14 protein-coding genes are annotated in these 17610 nt (G+C 65.4%); 7 read left to right on the forward strand and 7 right to left on the reverse strand.

What is annotated here, in order from left to right:
• The 6 genes from Q0982_RS13530 to bhcR all read right to left on the reverse strand — a co-directional run.
• Positions 1-355: hypothetical protein (locus tag Q0982_RS13530; protein ID WP_322097024.1), on the reverse strand; the 355-nt coding region annotated here is incomplete at its 3' end.
• Between the two features lie 121 nt (positions 356-476).
• The gene (locus tag Q0982_RS13535) at positions 477-1895 is read right to left on the reverse strand and encodes a hypothetical protein (protein ID WP_299396426.1); all 1419 of its coding nucleotides are present in this window, start codon (positions 1893-1895) and stop codon (positions 477-479) included.
• A gap of 25 nt (positions 1896-1920) precedes the next feature.
• Complete coding sequence (locus Q0982_RS13540; protein ID WP_299396427.1) at positions 1921-3321, reverse strand: TfuA-like protein; 1401 nt, start codon at positions 3319-3321, stop codon at positions 1921-1923.
• Positions 3318-4646: a YcaO-like family protein gene (locus tag Q0982_RS13545; protein ID WP_299396429.1), complete on the reverse strand. Its 1329-nt coding sequence runs from the start codon at positions 4644-4646 to the stop codon at positions 3318-3320. Before Q0982_RS13545 ends, Q0982_RS13540 begins: the two co-directional genes overlap by 4 nt.
• Before the next feature lie 5 nt (positions 4647-4651).
• Positions 4652-7999: an adenylate/guanylate cyclase domain-containing protein gene (locus tag Q0982_RS13550; RefSeq protein WP_299396431.1), complete on the reverse strand. Its 3348-nt coding sequence runs from the start codon at positions 7997-7999 to the stop codon at positions 4652-4654.
• Positions 8000-8314: 315 nt separating this feature from the next.
• Positions 8315-9178, reverse strand: coding sequence for an HTH-type transcriptional regulator BhcR (gene bhcR / locus Q0982_RS13555; RefSeq protein WP_299396433.1), 864 nt, complete (start codon positions 9176-9178; stop codon positions 8315-8317).
• A 314-nt stretch (positions 9179-9492) separates the two neighbouring features.
• Here bhcR and gcl point away from each other — a divergent pair, with 314 nt between their 5' ends.
• The 3 genes from gcl (at position 9493) to glxR (ending at position 13146) form a co-directional block, all read left to right on the forward strand.
• Complete coding sequence (gene gcl, locus Q0982_RS13560; RefSeq protein WP_299396434.1) at positions 9493-11319, forward strand: glyoxylate carboligase; 1827 nt, start codon at positions 9493-9495, stop codon at positions 11317-11319.
• Between the two features lie 61 nt (positions 11320-11380).
• Entirely contained in the window at positions 11381-12178 is a 798-nt protein-coding gene (gene otnI / locus Q0982_RS13565; protein ID WP_299396436.1) for a 2-oxo-tetronate isomerase, read from the forward strand.
• Positions 12179-12231: 53 nt separating this feature from the next.
• The gene (glxR, locus tag Q0982_RS13570) at positions 12232-13146 is read left to right on the forward strand and encodes a 2-hydroxy-3-oxopropionate reductase (RefSeq protein ID WP_299396437.1); all 915 of its coding nucleotides are present in this window, start codon (positions 12232-12234) and stop codon (positions 13144-13146) included.
• A 97-nt stretch (positions 13147-13243) separates the two neighbouring features.
• On the opposite strand, the gene Q0982_RS13575 is transcribed toward glxR, so the two are convergent.
• A complete protein-coding gene (locus Q0982_RS13575) occupies positions 13244-13675 on the reverse strand; it encodes a GFA family protein (RefSeq protein ID WP_299396439.1) in 432 nt (143 codons plus the stop codon).
• Positions 13676-13964: 289 nt separating this feature from the next.
• Between Q0982_RS13575 and Q0982_RS13580 the strand changes: the two genes are divergently transcribed.
• The 4 genes from Q0982_RS13580 to Q0982_RS13595 all read left to right on the forward strand — a co-directional run bounded on the left by Q0982_RS13580 (position 13965) and on the right by Q0982_RS13595 (position 17530).
• The gene (locus Q0982_RS13580) at positions 13965-14606 is read left to right on the forward strand and encodes a VOC family protein (protein ID WP_299396441.1); all 642 of its coding nucleotides are present in this window, start codon (positions 13965-13967) and stop codon (positions 14604-14606) included.
• 210 nt (positions 14607-14816) lie between these two features.
• Positions 14817-15134, forward strand: a complete 318-nt coding sequence (locus tag Q0982_RS13585) for a c-type cytochrome (protein WP_299396442.1) — start codon at positions 14817-14819, stop codon at positions 15132-15134.
• Positions 15135-15204: 70 nt separating this feature from the next.
• Positions 15205-15909 (forward strand): SH3 domain-containing protein, encoded by a 705-nt coding sequence (locus Q0982_RS13590; RefSeq protein ID WP_299396444.1) that lies wholly within the window; start codon positions 15205-15207, stop codon positions 15907-15909.
• A 343-nt stretch (positions 15910-16252) separates the two neighbouring features.
• Positions 16253-17530 (forward strand): sorbosone dehydrogenase family protein, encoded by a 1278-nt coding sequence (locus tag Q0982_RS13595; RefSeq protein WP_299396445.1) that lies wholly within the window; start codon positions 16253-16255, stop codon positions 17528-17530.
• The last annotated feature ends 80 nt before the right edge of the window (positions 17531-17610 follow it).

The raw sequence follows: 17610 nt of genomic DNA on the forward strand, positions 1-17610 counted from the left end.
ACATCCTGACGCCTTCCAGGAAGCGCTCGTCCTTCATCTCGACGCCGACCTTGCCGATGTGGAGGTCCGGCTCGTTGATCTCTTCCCCTTCCCCATGCACCAGGAAGACGTAAGGCGCATCGAGCTTGTAGTAGCTGCCCTCGTAGGAGAAGCCATAGATGCGCGCCAAGCGCGGATCAAGCTCCGACCTCAGCTTATCGGTCAGAGGATTGCGATTCTGAGGACGGCTATCGTCGTTGAGCGCCCCCAATCCGTCTTCGTCAAGCCTTAGTCCCCGGTAGAAACGCCCGAAGAGTCTCACTTGCGATGAGGCCAGCAGTGTCTCGTCAAAGATCGAAACTTCATCGGAATTCATCATCCCCTCCCGTGTTCGAAGCTCAAAGGTTGCGGCACCGCCGAGCCCCGCACCGGGAATCCAGAATTTCCCCCAGCGCGGCGGATCATAACACTGCTGCATGAAGTAACAAGCAAGGTAACTACACCTCTACGCGAAAACTGTGGTTGATCATGCCGTATACCTGGGCATGGCTGTCCGGGTCATCCCGTGGCGGCCGGGATGCTGCATGGCGACGTTGATTCTGCACCCAGGCCCAGCGCAGCGCGTAAGCCGCACTGCGCGGCGGCTGGCGTTGCGTAGCCTCCGGCCCCGCGATACCGATGCCCCGCGCCTGGAAGTTTTCGGCGAAGGCCGGCAGGTTCTGTTCCTGGCCCAGCTCCGCCATGACCTCAAGGAACGTGCGGGTGAAACGGCCGAAGCTGAAGTGATCGGCGTCGAGACGGTGCCAGGCGACGGCAAGGGCAAAGCCGATGTAGTCCCTGGCCTCGATCAGCGAGTCGACGAAGGCTGACCGATGGTGGCTGACCGCGCCCTCGTGTATCTGCTGCAGACGATCGAGACTGGCCGTCACGCTGTCTTCCGTCCAGCCGCGCGGGTCGCCGTCGCGCGGCAGGATGCCACGCCGCACCAGGCCGTCCTGGTAGATCTCCACGAGGCTGTCGAAGATCGCACCGGTCAGCGGCTGGGCCAGGTCGTGCGACTTGCGTCCCTGGCCGCTGGGATCGATCCACTCGCCATCAGCCGTGAGGCGCAGCGAGGCCAGGTCCTCCATATGGGTATCGTTGCTGGCAATGCGGATCTGCTCGCTGTTCGACAGCTCGCCGATGCGGTTGAGGAAATTCAGGACGTAGAGGTTGCCGCCGGTCTGGTCGATGAGATCGTCGATGATGGTTTCGAAGTGCAGTGTCGACAGCAGCGCCACCAGATCGGACATCGATTCATGGAACCCGAGGTACTGCGGCGTCAGTCCCCCAGATCCCGGAATCCCGACCTCCGAAAACAGCAGCGTATGCCCCACCTCGTGCGCCAGAACATCGAAGTTCAGGGCAAAGGGCTGATACTCGCCGTCGGCAGAGGTGCGACCGCCGGTCTCGATGAAGCCGACGCCGGCATGGGCGTTGTCCCAGGCCACGTCGGGCACCAGTTCGATGATGAAACGGTCCCGGGGGTCGTACCAGTCGACGGTCTTCCCCAGATAGCCTTCCCAGATATCCAGGACAAAGCGCACCGAGCCGTACATGTGAGCCGCAAGAAAGCGGCGGTCATCCAGGGGAATGTGGTCGAAGTGGCCGTCGGGCCCGGCCTCGGCCGGAGCATATGCCGGCCCACGGTAGGGCGGCATGTAGGGGAAGGTGTAGGGCGCCGGCTTGTCGATCGCATCGACCACGCGCATCGCGCCATCGAAAGGACCGGGCGCGATGGTTCCCGGCGGCGGCGAGACGCGAACGGTTTCGGGCCTGGAAAAGCCATGCAGGCTTGGCATCTGCGGAAACAGACGAAAGCGCGTGCCGCCGACGACACCGTCCACGGCATCCAGCCTTTCCCAGAACGCGGTCATCCGCGGTTCCCCCCTTCCACCTTTCTCACGCCGCCCCGCTTCCCCGGCCGTCGGTGGCCTGCGCGAGAGGCGCCTGTTTATCCGCCAGCAGCGCACGATAAACCTTCTCGCGCGCGAGGACAGCAAGCAAGTCCTTCAGTCCGTCGAAGCCAAGGTCTCGCGCAAACCCGGTAACATCGTCCGGCGCGCGGCGCCCCAGGCAGTCTTCAAAATACCAGTCCAGCAGAGACTCGGACGAGAGCGCAGAAGGGGCAGCCTCCGTCTCAAAAGTCTGTTGCAGCCGCTCTTCCTTGTCGCGGGCGCGCTCGGCGAGCGTCCGGTAGCGATCCTCGCTACGCAACACGTCGAGAATGGCGGCGTCCAGGTCTTGGCCCGCCGCGTCCCGGCTGTGGTCCAGCGCCACCTCGAAGTCGAGCAGCCGGTTGAGACCGGCGCGGTCGAGATCGCAAGCCGCAGCCCAGCGGTCCAGGGCCTCACGCGACAACAGCCCGTGCCGGCGCCGCAGCCGGTCCAGAGCCTTGCGGCGTGCGGCGGCATCCGCCACGGGCAGCGAGTCCTCCGCATACAACCGCAGGCGCAGGAGCGCCGTCATCCGCAGCGAGTCATAGAGTTGGGGATCAAGCCGCAGTTCCTCGATCACTCTTCGCTCTGCCGCGCTGAGGACGGGCGCCGCCCCCTCGGACTGCTCGACGAACTGCGCCCAAAGGGTTGTTCGTTCAAAAACAAATGCCGGCTCCGTCTCGTGGCGGTCCGCGGCCCCTCCGCTCAGGTGCTGCAGCAGCGCCCGGGCGTCTTCGCGTTTCTGATCGACGCGGCCCGTTTCCAGCCAGTCCAGGAGGGCAGAACTCTCGCCCCGCTCAAGGCCCAGTTCAGCCATCACGGCAGGCAGGGACGCGAAGCTGCGCTCCCGGAAAAAGCGCTCCTTGTAGACGGCAACCAGACGGTCGCGCAGGCCGGCATCGATGACACCCTGCTGCGCCGCCGCGGCGAAGCTTGCGCGCAGATCGACCATGGCGTCCGAGAGCGCCGGGTAGCCCAGCTCGGGCGGGCCGTGCACGACGGCAACCTCGTCGTCGTCTTCAAAAGCCTCGTCTTCGAAGGGTGCGAAGACACCGTCCCGAAACCCTTCGTAGATCCTGCCGACACCCACCATGCCGAAGGGCTCCAGCTCGGCGGCGCGGAGAGCCCCCATACTGGCCGCGCCGAAGACGGGAATGCCCTGGTCCATGGCCCAGAGGATCTCCTTGTGCCAGACCGAGGGCACCTCCTGGAAGTATCCGTCGATGATCGCGATGGCGGCGGGCCGGCTCTCCTGCACAAGACGGTATACGTCGCCCTGTCGCACCGGCGCGCGATAGTCCGCCTGCAACAGGCCGGCGGCCTCCTCCCGCGGGAGACTGGGGCCGAGGAAGACGGTGACGGTCATGTGCCCGTCCTCTCGGTGGGCAGGCTGAGCCCGCGTGCCCGGGCGCGGCGGCCGGGGCGGTAGTCGCTGCCCTCGCCCTGGTAGGCGCCTTCCAGTCCCGAGGCCACGGCGCGCACCACCGGGATCCCGATTTCAGGCTTGGTCAGGTCGACCGCGGCGACCTCTTCGACGCCGACCGCCGCAAGGCATCCCACCACCGCCGAAAGGTCGCCGGCAATGTCCGCACCACTGAGGTTCGGAACATCGCCATAGCTGCGCCGCGGCGGGTCCGCCAGCCACAGGCGCGCGGTGCGGTTGCGCGCCAGCTTGGCGGCGCTGTCGTAGGATTCGGGCACGTAGTCGTCGCGCGACCCGGCGATGCGGGTGGTGCGCGACTGCGCCGCCTCGGTCAGGGCGCGCAGCAGCGCGACCTCCCGGTCCGGATGACAGCCGGCCCCCAGTTCCGCCTCGACGCTGTGGTCGCTGGGCTCCGCCACCGCACAACAGAAGACCGGCACGCCAACGTCGGAGGTGACATCCCAAAGGCCGACCGAAAGCCCAGCCTGCGCATAGTGGTCCAGGAGCGAACGGGCAGCCGCGCTGTCCACCGTCCCGGCGTCTATCTTGCTGGCGGCGCGCACCGCATCGCCACCGAGCCTCCAGAGGCTGAGCGCATCCCTTTCGATCAGTTCGCAGACCGCGTGGAGCGCAGCCTCTTCGAAGGTATTGCCGGACGCCAGGCCGTTGGTGTCGGCGGGAAAGACATAGCTGCCGGGCGGCTGCGGCAAGGTGAAGTTGGTCGAGACCAATTCCAGCGGCACCCAGAGCGGCGCACCGCGATCGCCCGACGTGGAACGGCGGGGGTCGAGGTGCCCGGCCTCGATCCAGAGGATCGGCTGCTCGGGATGAAAATCGCCCAGGCGCGACCGCGGCAACCCGGAAACGTCGATGACCCTCTCCGAGACTGCCAGCTCGTTGAACGAGAGCATCCGGAGCGGCTTTGCGATGCGTTCGGCATGAAAGGTCTCGGCCGACTCCATAAAGGCCGAGACCCTGGCTTCATCCACCGTGAGGCCCTTGCCCTGCGACACAGCGATGGAGCGCGACAGGGGACGGCAGGCCATGAAGACGGGAATGCCGATGCTGTCCAGCCCGGTCACGTTGGCGAGGCGCGTGATTCCAATCTGCCTGGCAAAGGGCAGCACCCGGGCCAGCGTCTCTTCCGGCCGTCGGCTGCGATGGGTGCCGCCGCGGTAGACCTTCGCAGAGCCCGGCGGCACCGCAGCCGGCGGCACGGCGCTGCCAGAATCGCCAGAGGCCTGCTCTCGTCGCGCGGCTTCGGTCATCGCTCCTATCCGCTTCTGCGGCCCCGCGCGGTGGAGAGAATGGCGGTCGCCGCGGCATAGTCCGCCGTGCCCGCCATGGTCTCGAGCCCGACAAGGCGCGGTTCCAAAGTCTTGCGGGCTTCCTCGCTGTAACCCTGCACGCGCAGCAGCCCGGCCAGGCTGGTCGCGGCGCGCAGCGACAGGGTCCTGGCGCCCTGGTCGCTGGCCAGGTCCAGGGCGCTGCGATAGGCGGCGATGGCCGGTTCCGGATCATGCGGCATGCGCAGTTGCAGCAGATAGCCGATGCGCCGACGCAGCTCCGGCAGCCATATGCGGAGCCCGAGTGACTCGAACTCCGCCTGCGCCGCTGTGCATTCTTCCAGGGCTTCGTCGATGCGGCCGTTCAGCGCAAGAACCTCGGCAAACATGTCGTAGTAGACGGGGAAGTCCTCCTGCGTGCCAATGTCTTTCTGGCGCTCCAATCCTTCGCGGATCTCGCCGAGGCCCTTGGAGAGGTTGCCGAGGCGCGAGTGCGCCCAGCCTGCAAAAACCAGCGCCTTGGCCCGGTCGTCCTTGAAGCCGTGCTCGTCGGCAAAGGCGATCAGTTCGTCGGCAATACGCAGAACCTCCACCGGATCGCGCTGATAGAGCCGATGCATGATGGTGATGTACTTGTAGTGGCTCCAGCTGCCGCCGTGGTCGAGATTTTCCAGCCACGCCCTGGCCTGACGCTCGTACTCCATGGCCTCGTTGGGCCGGCCCATAAGCCAGTAGACCAGCAGACTCTCGCCAAGACCGCAGACCTTGGCATCGTGATTGCCGTAGAGCGTGGCATGGGCGCGGTAATCGCCCTTGTCGTAGAGGGCGAGACCCGCGTCGATGTGCCCCATGCAGCCATGGAGGTCGCCGCGGTTGAAGTGTGATGCCCATTGGCAGTGGTGGGCCTGGAGCAGCAACTCCTCGTCCTTGCGGCCCCTGGCGCGGACCAGCAGTTCGTCGGCGCGCTGGCCCATTTCGTTGAAATCGCGTGAACGGCGCCACCATCCCCAATAGACCGGGAAGTGGTCGCGGGACTCGGGCAGGCTGCGGCAGAGCTCGTAGCCCTCGCCGTAGATCTGCTCGACTTCCGTCGAACCCGGACCGTGCAATGCGATCAGGGCCGGGCCCAGGCGGATCAGGATTTGCAGGCGCAGTCCCTTGTACTCCTTGCTGTCGGGCAGCTCGTCCAGCGCCTCCAGACCGCGGCGCAGATGGTGGACCGCTTCGACCAGCGCCGACTGGGCCAGGCTCAGGCGGCCGGCCTGCAGCCACAGCCGCGCGGCTTCGTCATAGAGGCCCGCCGCGCTGACGTGGTGAGCCACCAGGTCCGGCCGCTCGTCTTCGATCCGGGGACGCAGCTTGCGCAGGCCCAGCGCGGTTTCAGCGTGGAGGCGCTGACGCTCCTCGCGCAGCAGCGATGCATAGGCGGCTTCCTGGACCAGGCCGTGCTTGAAGATAAAGGTCTCCTTGCCGCGCTGGTCGACATCGCGGTGGATCAGGCCGGCATCGGACAGAGCGATCAGGGCATTGTCCAGGTGGTCCGGATCGAAGCCGCCGACCGTCGAGATCAGATCGCGCGAGAAGGAGCGCCCGAGCACCGCCCCCACCCGGGCGACGGTCTTGGCAGCCCCCACACGGTCGAGCCGTTCCATCAGCGAGTCATGCAGGGAGATGGGTACGCGGGCGGCTTCATCCCGGCGGCGGTTCTTGCCCTTCGCGGCCCGCTCGAAATCGAGCTCGATGACCGACTTGGTCAGTTCCTCGACGAAGAGGGGAATGCCGTCGGCCTTTTCGGCAATCTCGCCGACAATGGCTTTGGAGAGTGCGGTTCCCTGGGCGAGGCTGGCGATCAGCGCCTGGGTGTCTTTTGCCGGCAGCCGTCCGAGCTCCAGATGATTCACGTGGGCAAGCGTGCCCCAGGGTGCGTAGAAGTCTGTGCGGCAGGTGATCAGCACCTGGGCGCGCTTGTCTGCAATAGTATTGACGACGCGGTCGAGCAGTTCGATGGAGGTCGGATCGAGCCATTGAAAGTCGTCCACAACGACCACCAGTGGCTGGACGCGCGTGAGCAGCGAGAAGTAGTCGACGATGGTGCGTAGGGTGCGCTCGCGCGCCTGCTTGGCGGCCGCCTGCGACTGGGGGTTGTCGATCGACACCGGGCTCAAGAGGTCGGTGAAGACGTTGACCCGCAGCTCGCGCTCAGGGCCTTCGCCCTGCACCACCGCTGAGAGCTTCTCGCGGATGACAGCGGGCCCGTCGCCATGATCGACACCGGCGATCAGGCGAAAACGCTGAATGATCGGATGCAGCGGCGAATCCTGGTTGTAGGGCGATGCCTGATAGATCTGCACCGTCGCGTCCTGCTCGACCTCGCGCAGGAACTGGTGAGTCAGGCGTGACTTGCCGATCCCGGGTTCGCCGCAGATCATCAACACCCGACCGTGGCCATCCTGCGCCTGCCGCCACTGGGCACGCAGCAGGTCCAGCGGCTCGCTGCGGTCCGCGAAGGAGGTCTGGGTCCAGCGCCCGAAGTTGACGTCGGCGCGGTCGCCCTTGTGCTCGCCGAGCACGCGCCAGGTGCGCACCGGCTCGGTGAGCCCCTGAAACTCCCGGCTGCCCATGTCTTCGAAGTCGAAGGCATCCTGGGTCAGGCGGTAGGTCACGTCGGCGACCACAATCTCATTGGGACCGGCGATGCCCTGCACCCTTGCGGCCAGATTGGGCGCGACGCCGATGGCCGGCTGTTCGACGGCGGCCCCGCCGCCGATCAGGTCGCCGACGATGACGACGCCGGAGGCCACGCCGATCCGCACCGCCAGTTGCGTTTCCGCCGGCATCTCCAACTCGCCGATGCCGGCGGTGATGCTGAGCGCCGCGTGCAGGGCGTGGACCGGCGCATCTTCATGCGCCATGGGATAGCCGAAGTAGGCCAGGATGCCATCGCCGACGTAGCGGGCGATGTAGCCCTCGTGAGTGCCGATGATCGACGCGCAGTAGGTCTGATAGCGGCGCACAACCTCCAGCAGGTCCTCTGCCTCCAGGCGCTCGGAAAGAACGGTCGAGCCGACGATGTCGCAGAACATGACGGTCAGGTGCCGCCGCTCGGCGGGAACGCGGTCGGCCCGGCGGGCCTCCGGCTCGGCCTTTGCGGGCTCCTGGGTGCCCAGCGCCTCGGCGGCGCGCAGCAGGCGCTTACGCTGCCCCAGCGTCAGCCCGAGCTGGCGAAGATCGTCCTCGTTGAGATCGGGCACGATCTCAAGATCGATATCGTTCTCTTCAAAGGTGTCGGCGAGGCCACCAAGGCCGATTGCCGTCAGCCACTGGCGAATGGCCATCGCGCCCTTTCCTCTCCCGGGCTCAAGCAGCCCAGCCGCACCGCGCTGTCCGCGCGCAGGCTAACGGACGGTCCAGGCCGGGCCTGTGACCGAACTGTGGCATGGCAACGCCACCCGGCAGGCGCACGGGCGCCGCCGGTCATCCATCTCCCCTGCAAAGCGCGCACTTTCCCCACTCTTCGCTCTCCCTCGCAGCCTCTATACTATCGCTTCGGGAAAGGCGTCGACGTGTTTTCTGTCACATTGTCGGGAACCGGGGCCGGCACCGGGGGTCAGGAGCACCCCTGCCGGGGTTGGCGGGATCGGACCCGGCCCTCAGGGGGCAGCCGCCTGCAACCTGCGCGGCACCACACCCCCGATCTGCTCGGTGATCTCCTCCGCCGCCTGGACCACCCTGGCGCCAAGCTCCCCCAGACGCGTTTCGGTCACCCGCACACTGGGTCCGGAGATTGAGATCCCGGCAATGACCTCGCCGTGTTCGTTGTGGATGGTCGCCGCCACGCAGCGCATTCCGATGGTATGCTCTTCGTCGTCAACACCCCAGCCGCGCTGGCGGATCTGCTGAAGCTGCGCGCGCAAGGCCGCCGGTTCGACGATGGTCCGGTCGGTAAAGCGCTGCATCCCCTTCCTGTGGAGGAAATCGCGCAGCGCGTCCTCGCCCATCTCCGCCAGCATCGCCTTGCCGATGGCCGATGAGTGCATGGGCGCACGGCGCCCGGGGCGGAAAAAGGCGCGCATAGGGGCGTGACTTTCGAACTGCGTCACATAGACCAGTTCGCCCTTGTCCTCGACCGCCAGATTGATGGTTTCGCCGACGTCCTCCATCAGGCGGCGCATCACCGGGCGGCCGAGGGAAACGATCTTGCGCGACCGCAGAAACGCGTTGCCGACGTTGAAGGCGCCGACGCCGACCACCCAGACGCCGTACTCCTCGTCGAAGTCGGCAAAGCGGCGCTGCTGCAGGGTGGTGAGCAGCCGATGGGTGGTCGAAGGGGCGAGCCCGACCGACTGAGAAAGATCGGTCAGGCTCATGCCGTCGGCCTCCGCCAGGCGCTCGAGGATCGAAATCGCGCGGTCGAGCGACTGGACCTGGCCGCCCTGGGCTGCCGGCTTCTGGCCAGCCGATTTTTGCGCTGCAGGCCTTGTCTGCTCACGCGTGCGCGACGCCGCTCTCGCCATCACCAAACACTCCATTCACTGGAACCTTCGGGGCGCCAGGCCCCACGGGACCTGAGACCCCGGGGCGCAGCATAGGGGGCCGCCCTTCGGGATGTAAGCCGGAAAAAGCGCCCGGACATTGGTTTTCGGTACGGCATTCCAAACACCACCGCCACAAAGATCATCCTAACATATTGTTTCAAAACAGATATATCTCAGTATTTCCACAATGCGGAATAATTTTCCATTTTTGTTGACATTGGTATACCAGACCTTATTTTTGGTTGGAACGCTCACCAAGAAGCCTGGCCATCACCTGAACGAGGGAGTCCGCTATGCCCAAGATGACCGCCGCCGAAGCCGCCGTGCGCGTGATGGAGAAGGAGGGCGTGACAGCCGCCTTCGGCGTCCCCGGCGCCGCCATCAACCCGCTCTACGCAGCGCTGAGGAAGCGCCAGAGCATCGATCACGTCCTGGCGCGCCATGTCGAAGGCGCCTCACACATGGCCGAGGGCTACACCCGGGCCGAGGCCGGCAACATCGGCGTGTGCATCGGGACCTCGGGGCCGGCGGGCACCGACATGATCACCGGGCTCTACTCCGCCTCGGCAGACTCGATCCCGATCCTCTGCATCACCGGCCAGGCGCCGCGCGCCCGGATGAACAAGGAGGACTTTCAGGCCGTTGACATCGAATCCATCGCCAAACCGGTCACAAAGTGGGCGGTCACGGTCCAGGAGCCCGCTCTGGTGCCGCGGGCCTTTCAGCAGGCCTTCCATCTGATGCGCTCGGCCCGGCCGGGCCCGGTCCTGATCGATCTGCCGCTGGACGTGCAGCTTGCGGAGATCGAGTTCGACGACGAGACCTACGAACCGCTGCCGGTCTACAAGCCCGCCGCCAGCCGGGCCCAGGTCGAAAAGGCGCTCACCATGCTGAACGAAGCGGAGAAGCCGCTGATCGTGGCCGGCGGCGGGGTGATCAACGCCGATGCCTCCGACCTGCTGGTCGACTTCGCCGAGGTCACCGGCGTGCCGGTGATTCCCACTCTCATGGGCTGGGGCGCGATTGCCGACGACCATCCGCTGATGGCCGGCATGGTGGGCCTGCAGACCAGCCACCGCTACGGCAACGCAACCTTCCTGCAGTCCGACTTCGTGCTCGGCATCGGCAACCGCTGGGCCAACCGCCACACCGGCTCCATCGACGTCTACACCAAGGGCCGGACCTTCGTGCATGTGGACATCGAGCCGACCCAGATCGGCCGCGTCTTCATGCCGGACTACGGCATCGTCTCCGACGCCAAGGCGGCGCTGGAGCTCTTTGTCGAGGTCGCCCGAGAATGGAAGGCCGCCGGCAAGCTGAAGGACCGCTCGGCCTGGGCCGGCGAATGCGAGCACCGCAAGACCCACATGCTGCGCAAGACCCATTTCGATACGGTTCCCTTGAAGCCGCAGCGGGTCTATCAGGAGATGAACGAGGTCTTCGGGCGCGACACCTGCTACGTCACCACCATCGGCCTCTCGCAGATCGCCGCCGCCCAGTTCCTGCACGTCTATAATCCGCGCAACTGGATCAACTGCGGCCAGGCCGGCCCGCTGGGCTGGACCATGCCGGCGGCGCTGGGCGTGCGCAAGGCGTGCCCCGAGCGCGAGATCGTCGCCATCTCCGGCGACTACGACTTCCAGTTCATGATCGAGGAACTGGCCGTCGGTGCCCAGTTCAAGCTGCCCTACATCCACGTCGTGGTGAACAATTCCTACCTCGGCCTGATCCGCCAGGCGCAGCGCGGCTTTGACATGGACTACAACGTCCAGCTCTCCTTCGAGAACGTGAACAACCCGGAGCTGGGAGATTACGGCGTCGATCACGTCGCGGTGGCAGAGGGCCTGGGCTGCAAGGCGATCCGGGTGAAAAGTCCCAACGAATTCAAAGAAGCCTTCGACAAGGCCCACCAATTGATGGATGAATACCAGGTGCCGGTGGTGGTCGAGTTCATTCTGGAGCGGGTCACCAACGTCTCCATGGGCACGGAACTGGACGCGGTGAACGAGTTCGAGGAGATTCTCTGCCTCGATCCCTCGCTCGGAACCGACGGCGTGCCGACCACGCGGGAGAATGCCGGCATCGATGAGGACATCGACGTGCTGGAGCCGGCCGAATAGGCGCATCAAGACGCATCGGCCGAGGCCCCAGGGCCGGACGTATTTCAGGAGGACCCAAGGAATGCCCAAGTTTGCCGCCAACCTTTCGATGCTCTACGGCGAGCACGACTTCCTCGACCGCTTTGCCGCGGCCGCCAAGGATGGCTTTCAAGGCGTGGAGTATCTCTTTCCCTATGCTTTCGAGAAGGAGGCCCTGGCCGAGGCGCTGAGCCGCAACGGCCTGACCCAGGTGCTGCACAACATGCCGGGCGGCGACTGGGACGCCGGCGAGCGCGGGCTGGCCTGCCTGCCGGACCGAATCGGCGAGTTCCAGGACGGCGTCGGCACGGCCATCGACTACGCCAAGGCACTGGGCTGCACCCAGTTGCACGCCATGGCCGGCATCCGCCCCGACGGCGTCGATCCGGACAAGGTCGCGGAAACCTATGTCGAGAACCTGCGCTTCGCCGCCGCCAAGACCCAGGAAGCCGGCATCGCCCTTCTGATCGAGGCGATCAATACCATCGACATCCCCGGCTTCTACCTCTCCACCTCCGCCCAGGCTCTCGCAGTGATGGAGACGGTCGGCTCGGACAACCTGTTCTTCCAGTACGACATCTATCACATGCAGATCATGGAAGGCGATCTGGCGCGCACCATCGAGACCAACCTGGCGAAGATCGCCCACATGCAGCTGGCCGACAATCCGGGCCGCCACGAGCCGGGCACGGGCGAGATCAACTATCCCTTCCTCTTCGACGCCATCGACCGGATGGGCTACAAAGGCTGGATCGGCTGCGAGTACAAGCCCAAGGCCGGCACCTCAGAAGGCCTCGGCTGGCTGAAACCCTACCTCGCCGCCAGCGCCGCGGCCGAATAAGCCGCGCGCCGCAAGGTGCCGAAAACAAACGCAAAGCAAGGAACGGAAACGTCATGGCAAAGATCGGATTCATTGGTCTCGGCATTATGGGGGCGCCGATGGTCGGCCACCTGCTGGACGGCGGGCACGAGGTCACCAGCACGGTGCACCGCACCCCGGCGCCGGACGCGCTGACGGGCAAGGGCCTGAAAATCGTCGAGACCGCCAAGGCGGTCGCCGAGGCCAGCGACATCGTCATCACCATGGTGCCGGACACGCCTCAGGTGGAAGCTGTGCTGTTTGGCGAGAACGGCGTGGCCGAGGGGCTTTCCAGCGGCAAGCTGGTCATCGACATGAGCTCGATCTCGCCCATCGAGACCAAGGTCTTCGCAGCGAAGATCAACGCGCTCGGCTGCGACTATCTGGACGCCCCGGTCTCCGGCGGCGAGGTGGGCGCCAAGGGCGCTTCGCTGACCATCATGGTCGGCGGCACCGAAGCCGCCTTCGAGACCGCGAAGCCGATCTTCGAGCTGATGGGCAAGAACATCACCCTGGTGGGTGCCAACGGCGTCGGGCAGACCACCAAGGTGGCCAACCAGATCGTCGTCGCGCTGACCATCGAGGCGGTGGGCGAGGCCCTGGTCTTCGCCTCCAAGGCCGGCGCCGACCCGGCCAAGGTGCGCCAGGCGCTGATGGGCGGCCTTGCCACCTCGCGCATTCTGGAGATCCACGGCGAGCGCATGATCAAGCGCACCTTCGACCCGGGCTTCCGCATCGAGCTGCACCAGAAGGACCTGAACCTCGCGCTGCAGGGCGCCAAGGCCCTGGGCGTCAGCCTGCCCAACACGGCGACCGCGCAGGAGCTGTTCAACGCCTGTGCCGCCAACGGCGGGGCCGGCTGGGACCACTCCGCCATGGTGCGCGCGCTGGAGCTGATGGCCGCCCACCCGGTGGCCGAAGACGAGACCGCCTCCGCGGCAGCGGAATAGGCTCGCCCGCAAGGCACAACAAAGGCCCGCCGGTTCGTTCCGGCGGGCCTTTTCCATTCCGGCCAGCTGCGCCCTCTGCTTCAACGGCGATCCGCAGTTACTTTGATGCGTAGCCCTTTGGGTCTTCCGGTGACTGAAGCAGCGTCCCTTCGTACTTTGGAAGATCATCGTCGATGTGAAGCCAGGGCAGCCTGCTCTCGTAGTTCACGTGGAACGTCGGCTCGAAATCGTCGGGGTCTTCCAAAGAAGCGGCGTAAAGGTGCATCCCGCCGGGGTAATGATCCGCTTCAAATCCCATCGGGGAGCCGCAGGTAGCGCAGAAGTGCCGCCTGACTCCTCTGGAGCTTTCGAAGGTTTTCGGCGCGTCTCCCAGCCACTTGAAGTTTTTGGCGGGTACGCCGAGCCAGGCCACCACCGGTGCGGCACAATTGCGGCGGCAGTCGTCGCAGTGGCAGTAACAGGCCCAGGTGACCTCGCCTTCAAACTCCCACCGTGTGTTTCCGCAAAGGCAGCGGCCGCGCTTTGTCATCTTGGTCCCTCAGATGTTGTCACCGAACAGGTGACGCAGATCTCTGTCCTCGGCCCGCTCGTCGCCGAGCAGGCCCTTTGCCTTCGTAGCCCAATTCTCTGGGGCTGGCGAGCGCGGGATCCAGCGCGCGGCGGCAGCGTTCGATTGAAAAGCGGCCTCCCACGGCCTTGGTTCCTTGACGCCAGGTTTGAACCTTCCTAGCTTCTAACGCGTTGCTGTAGGGCGCATCGGCTTGCAAGCCGGAGGGGCATTGCCCGCCTACGACACAGTCCTATCAAGAAGCGCGCCCATGCCGAACATCGAAAACCTCAGAAAACAGGCCAAGCTTTTCCTGCGATGGCACCGTGAAGGATATTTTCCTGTCGCGGCCCAGATCAGCCGGTTCCTGGCCCGATATCAGAATCTGTCCGACAAGGAGGTCCTGCACGCCGCTTTCAAGCTCAGCGACGCGCAGGAGCTCATCGCCAGAAAGCACGGTTTCGAGACCTGGCCGGCGCTCATGAAAGGTATGGAGACAATGACCGCATCAGCACCCTCCCGCGCCCGCACGCCGACGATCATGGCGGCCGAACCGCAGCTCTTCGTCTCCGACATGGAGCGTGCCTGCCGGTTCTATGTCGAAAAGCTCGGCTTCAAAACCGGGTTCTTTTATGGCAACCCGCCATTTCACGCTCAGGTCTATCGTGATGGCGGGCGTCTGAACCTGCGGAAGGTTGGCGGACCGGTGTTCGACGCTGCGTTTCGAACCAAGGAGCGTGACGCCCTTTCCGCGACGCTGACGCTCGATGATGCCAAGCCGCTCTTCCTGGAGTTTCAGCAAGCGAAGGTCCCATTCCACCAGACCCTGAAAACCGAACCATGGGGCGCCCGCACCTTCATTGTGCAGGACCCCGACGGCAACCTGATTTGTTTCGCGGGCGACGTAAGCTAGCCCGCTTTGGGTCCTTCGTCACAGACATTATGGCCCTCCGGCGGGCTCCGGCGGGTCCTTTCTGGCGCGACAACTCTATCTGCCTCTGTCGTCCCGGCACACATACGGTTTTGGGGTCGGGGTGTCGCGGAATTGACAAGCCACGCGGGCGTCGTAGTCTCTCCGTTGCGTCCCTAGACAAGAACCATAAGGGATCGGGAGGAAATCGGAATGAAAGCGCTGCACCTGCTCACGGTCTGCGCAGCCTTGGCCCTCACTGTGTCGCACGCCCGGGGCGAGGACGCCGCAGCCGGAGAGGCGCAGTACGCAGAGAGCTGCATCAACTGCCACGGCAAGGCCGGAAGGGGCATGGCGAGTTTCCCGTCGATTGCCGGCAGGGATGCAGACTACATCGCAGACCGGCTGATGCAGTATCGCGCCCGGGAGATGGTCGGGCCCAACTCCGCCATCATGATGTCCTGGGCCGAAAAGCTGTCCGATGAAGACATCGCCGACCTTGCCGCCTACATTTCGGCGACCTTCCAGTAGTCAAAGGCCCGATGCGTAGCGAACGGGCAAGACTGCCGCTGCCTCGTCCGCCGGGGTGACGAGACAGCCAATGCATCACAGGATTCTCCGCGCCATCGCTGCCGGCACCATCGCCGCAGGCATGATCGCTCTGAACGCCTGGGCCGCAGACCACTCTTCAAAGGCCGATGACACAGCCGCCGGGCTGGGTATCGCCGCACCCGAGGACGGCGGCCCACGGCGCTGGCAGGTGACGGCCCGCGACGGGACGGAGATGCGCGCCTCGCCGGCGTCGAATGCGTCCGTGATCGGGACACTCGCCGATGGCGCGATCCTCGCCAATCTCGGCTGCGCGCCTGCCGGAAGCCAGGTCTGGTGCAAGGTCCGGCCCCTTCACGGACGGACCCGCGGCTATGTTGCGGCGGACTCGCTCCGCCCGGCGCGCGCACCGGACGGGACCGTGCCGATGGGTGCCGACGACAGCGCAGCGCGTGCGGGCCGCGGCGACTTCGACGCCAGCGGAACGCTCTCCTGCGCGCAGGTCCGCGATCAGTCGATGGGCCAGTGCGCATTCGGCGTCGCGCGCGGCAGCGGTGGTGATGCGACGCTTGTCGTGACGTTCTCCAACGGCTTCAAGCGCACATTGTTCTTCGCGCATGGCCGCTTCATCTCAGCCAACGCCACGATGTCCGGCAACGGCTTCGACACCGATTGGCGGACCGAGGACGGCCGCCATCTCATCCGGGTCGACGACCAACGCTACGCGTTATCAAACGCCGCAGTTTTCGGCGACTAGAGCGGATCATGTTTAGACGGAAACACTTTGGTGTTTGCGCCTAAACATGTGAATCCGCTCTACACCTAAGAGTTAGAGCAGATTCACCGGCTTGATGGATCGCCTGCGGCGATTCCATCAAACGCGGATCTGCTCTAGGTTGGATCGGACGACACCAAGCAGGCCGGCATCCGTCTGCGCGAGCGCATGAACTGCGGCGCTCACACGCAGTGTTGCTCGATTTCGCGCCGGGGCATTCACTTCGCGCTGAGGAAAGCAGTTGAAGTGACTTGCGTCTGGGCTACGATCTTCTCACTCTGATTAAACAGAGTAACAAACATAAAAAACTACGGGAGGATCTAAAATGAGACGCAATCTGACTCTCTGGTCCCTCAGCGCGGTCGTGGCCTCTGCCATGGCTTATACCCCGGTCCTTGCAGATGGGCATGCCGGCGCGCCCAGCCTCACGCACACAACGGTTCTGTCCGGGCTGGAGAGCCCCTGGGACATGGCCTTCCTCGCGGATGGGACCATGTTCTTTACCGAGAAGTGCCTCGGTCTTTCGGTTCGGCTGCCCTCCGGCGAAGTCAATCCCCTCCTGGGCATGACCGGGGCCGAGGGCTATCCGAGCACGGCGGACGACCTGTTCTGCGAGGGCCAGGCCGGTATGCAGGGTGTGGCCGTCGATCCGGAGTTTGACGCGAACCGCTTCATCTACGTCTACTCGACGTCCAGCATGACGGCGCCGGGCAGCAACCGTCTCATGCGCCTGACGGTGAGCGGCGATTTCAGCGCGGTGTCGGAGCGCACCGACATCATCGAGGACGTCCCCTACAAGCCGGAAGCCACCGACCATCCCTTCGGCGGCCCTGGCGCGCACAACGGCGGGCGCGTCCGCTTTGGCCCGGATGGGCATCTCTACCTGACCACCGGCGACACCCATAACGGCGCCGTTCCGCAATCGCCGACGCTGCTCGGCGGCAAGGTGCTGCGCGTCGACCGGGACGGCAATGCGGTGGCGGACAACAGTCCGCCCGCGGGCTTCGATCCGCGCATCTTCACCTACGGCCACCGCAACGTTCAGGGCATCGCCTTCCGGCCCAGCGACGGCCAGCCGGTCGTGGCCGAGCACGGCCCCTGGCACTCCGACGAAATCACGGTGCTTGTGAACGGCGGCAACGGCGGGTGGGACCCGCGCCCCAACATGGCCGGCCGTGGCGACTGCCCCGTCAACTACTGCGGCTACATGCCCAATCAGATGGAAGGCATGGATCCGGTGGAGCGGGTGAAGTTCATGCCGATGACCGACACCGCAACCTACCCCGACGCGATGCCGCCGGCCTGGACCAACAACGGCCTCTCGCAGGGCACCTCCTCAGCCGCGTTCCTGGACGGCGACCAATGGGGCACCTGGAACGGCCGCCTGGCCGTCGGGATCATGGGAATCGGCTTCGGCGGAACCCCGGTCGGCATGCGCATCGACATCATCGATCTCGCTGACGATGACAAGTCTGTCGACAGCGTGATGACGATGTCCCTGCCCATGGCCGCCGGCCGCTTCCGCTCGGTCGTTCAAGGGCCCGACGGCAGTCTCTATGCCGCCGTCGATCAAGGCGACATCTACAAGCTGACGCCGAACTGAGGCGAAATCAGCCGCGCCGTCCCTCGGCGGCGCGGCTGAACGCCCAAGGCACCCCAACGTCCGGCGTCCTCGTTTCAGCC

It is taken from the genome of Pelagibius sp. (assembly GCF_028281305.1).
Classification (GTDB): Bacteria; Pseudomonadota; Alphaproteobacteria; order Kiloniellales; family Kiloniellaceae; genus Pelagibius.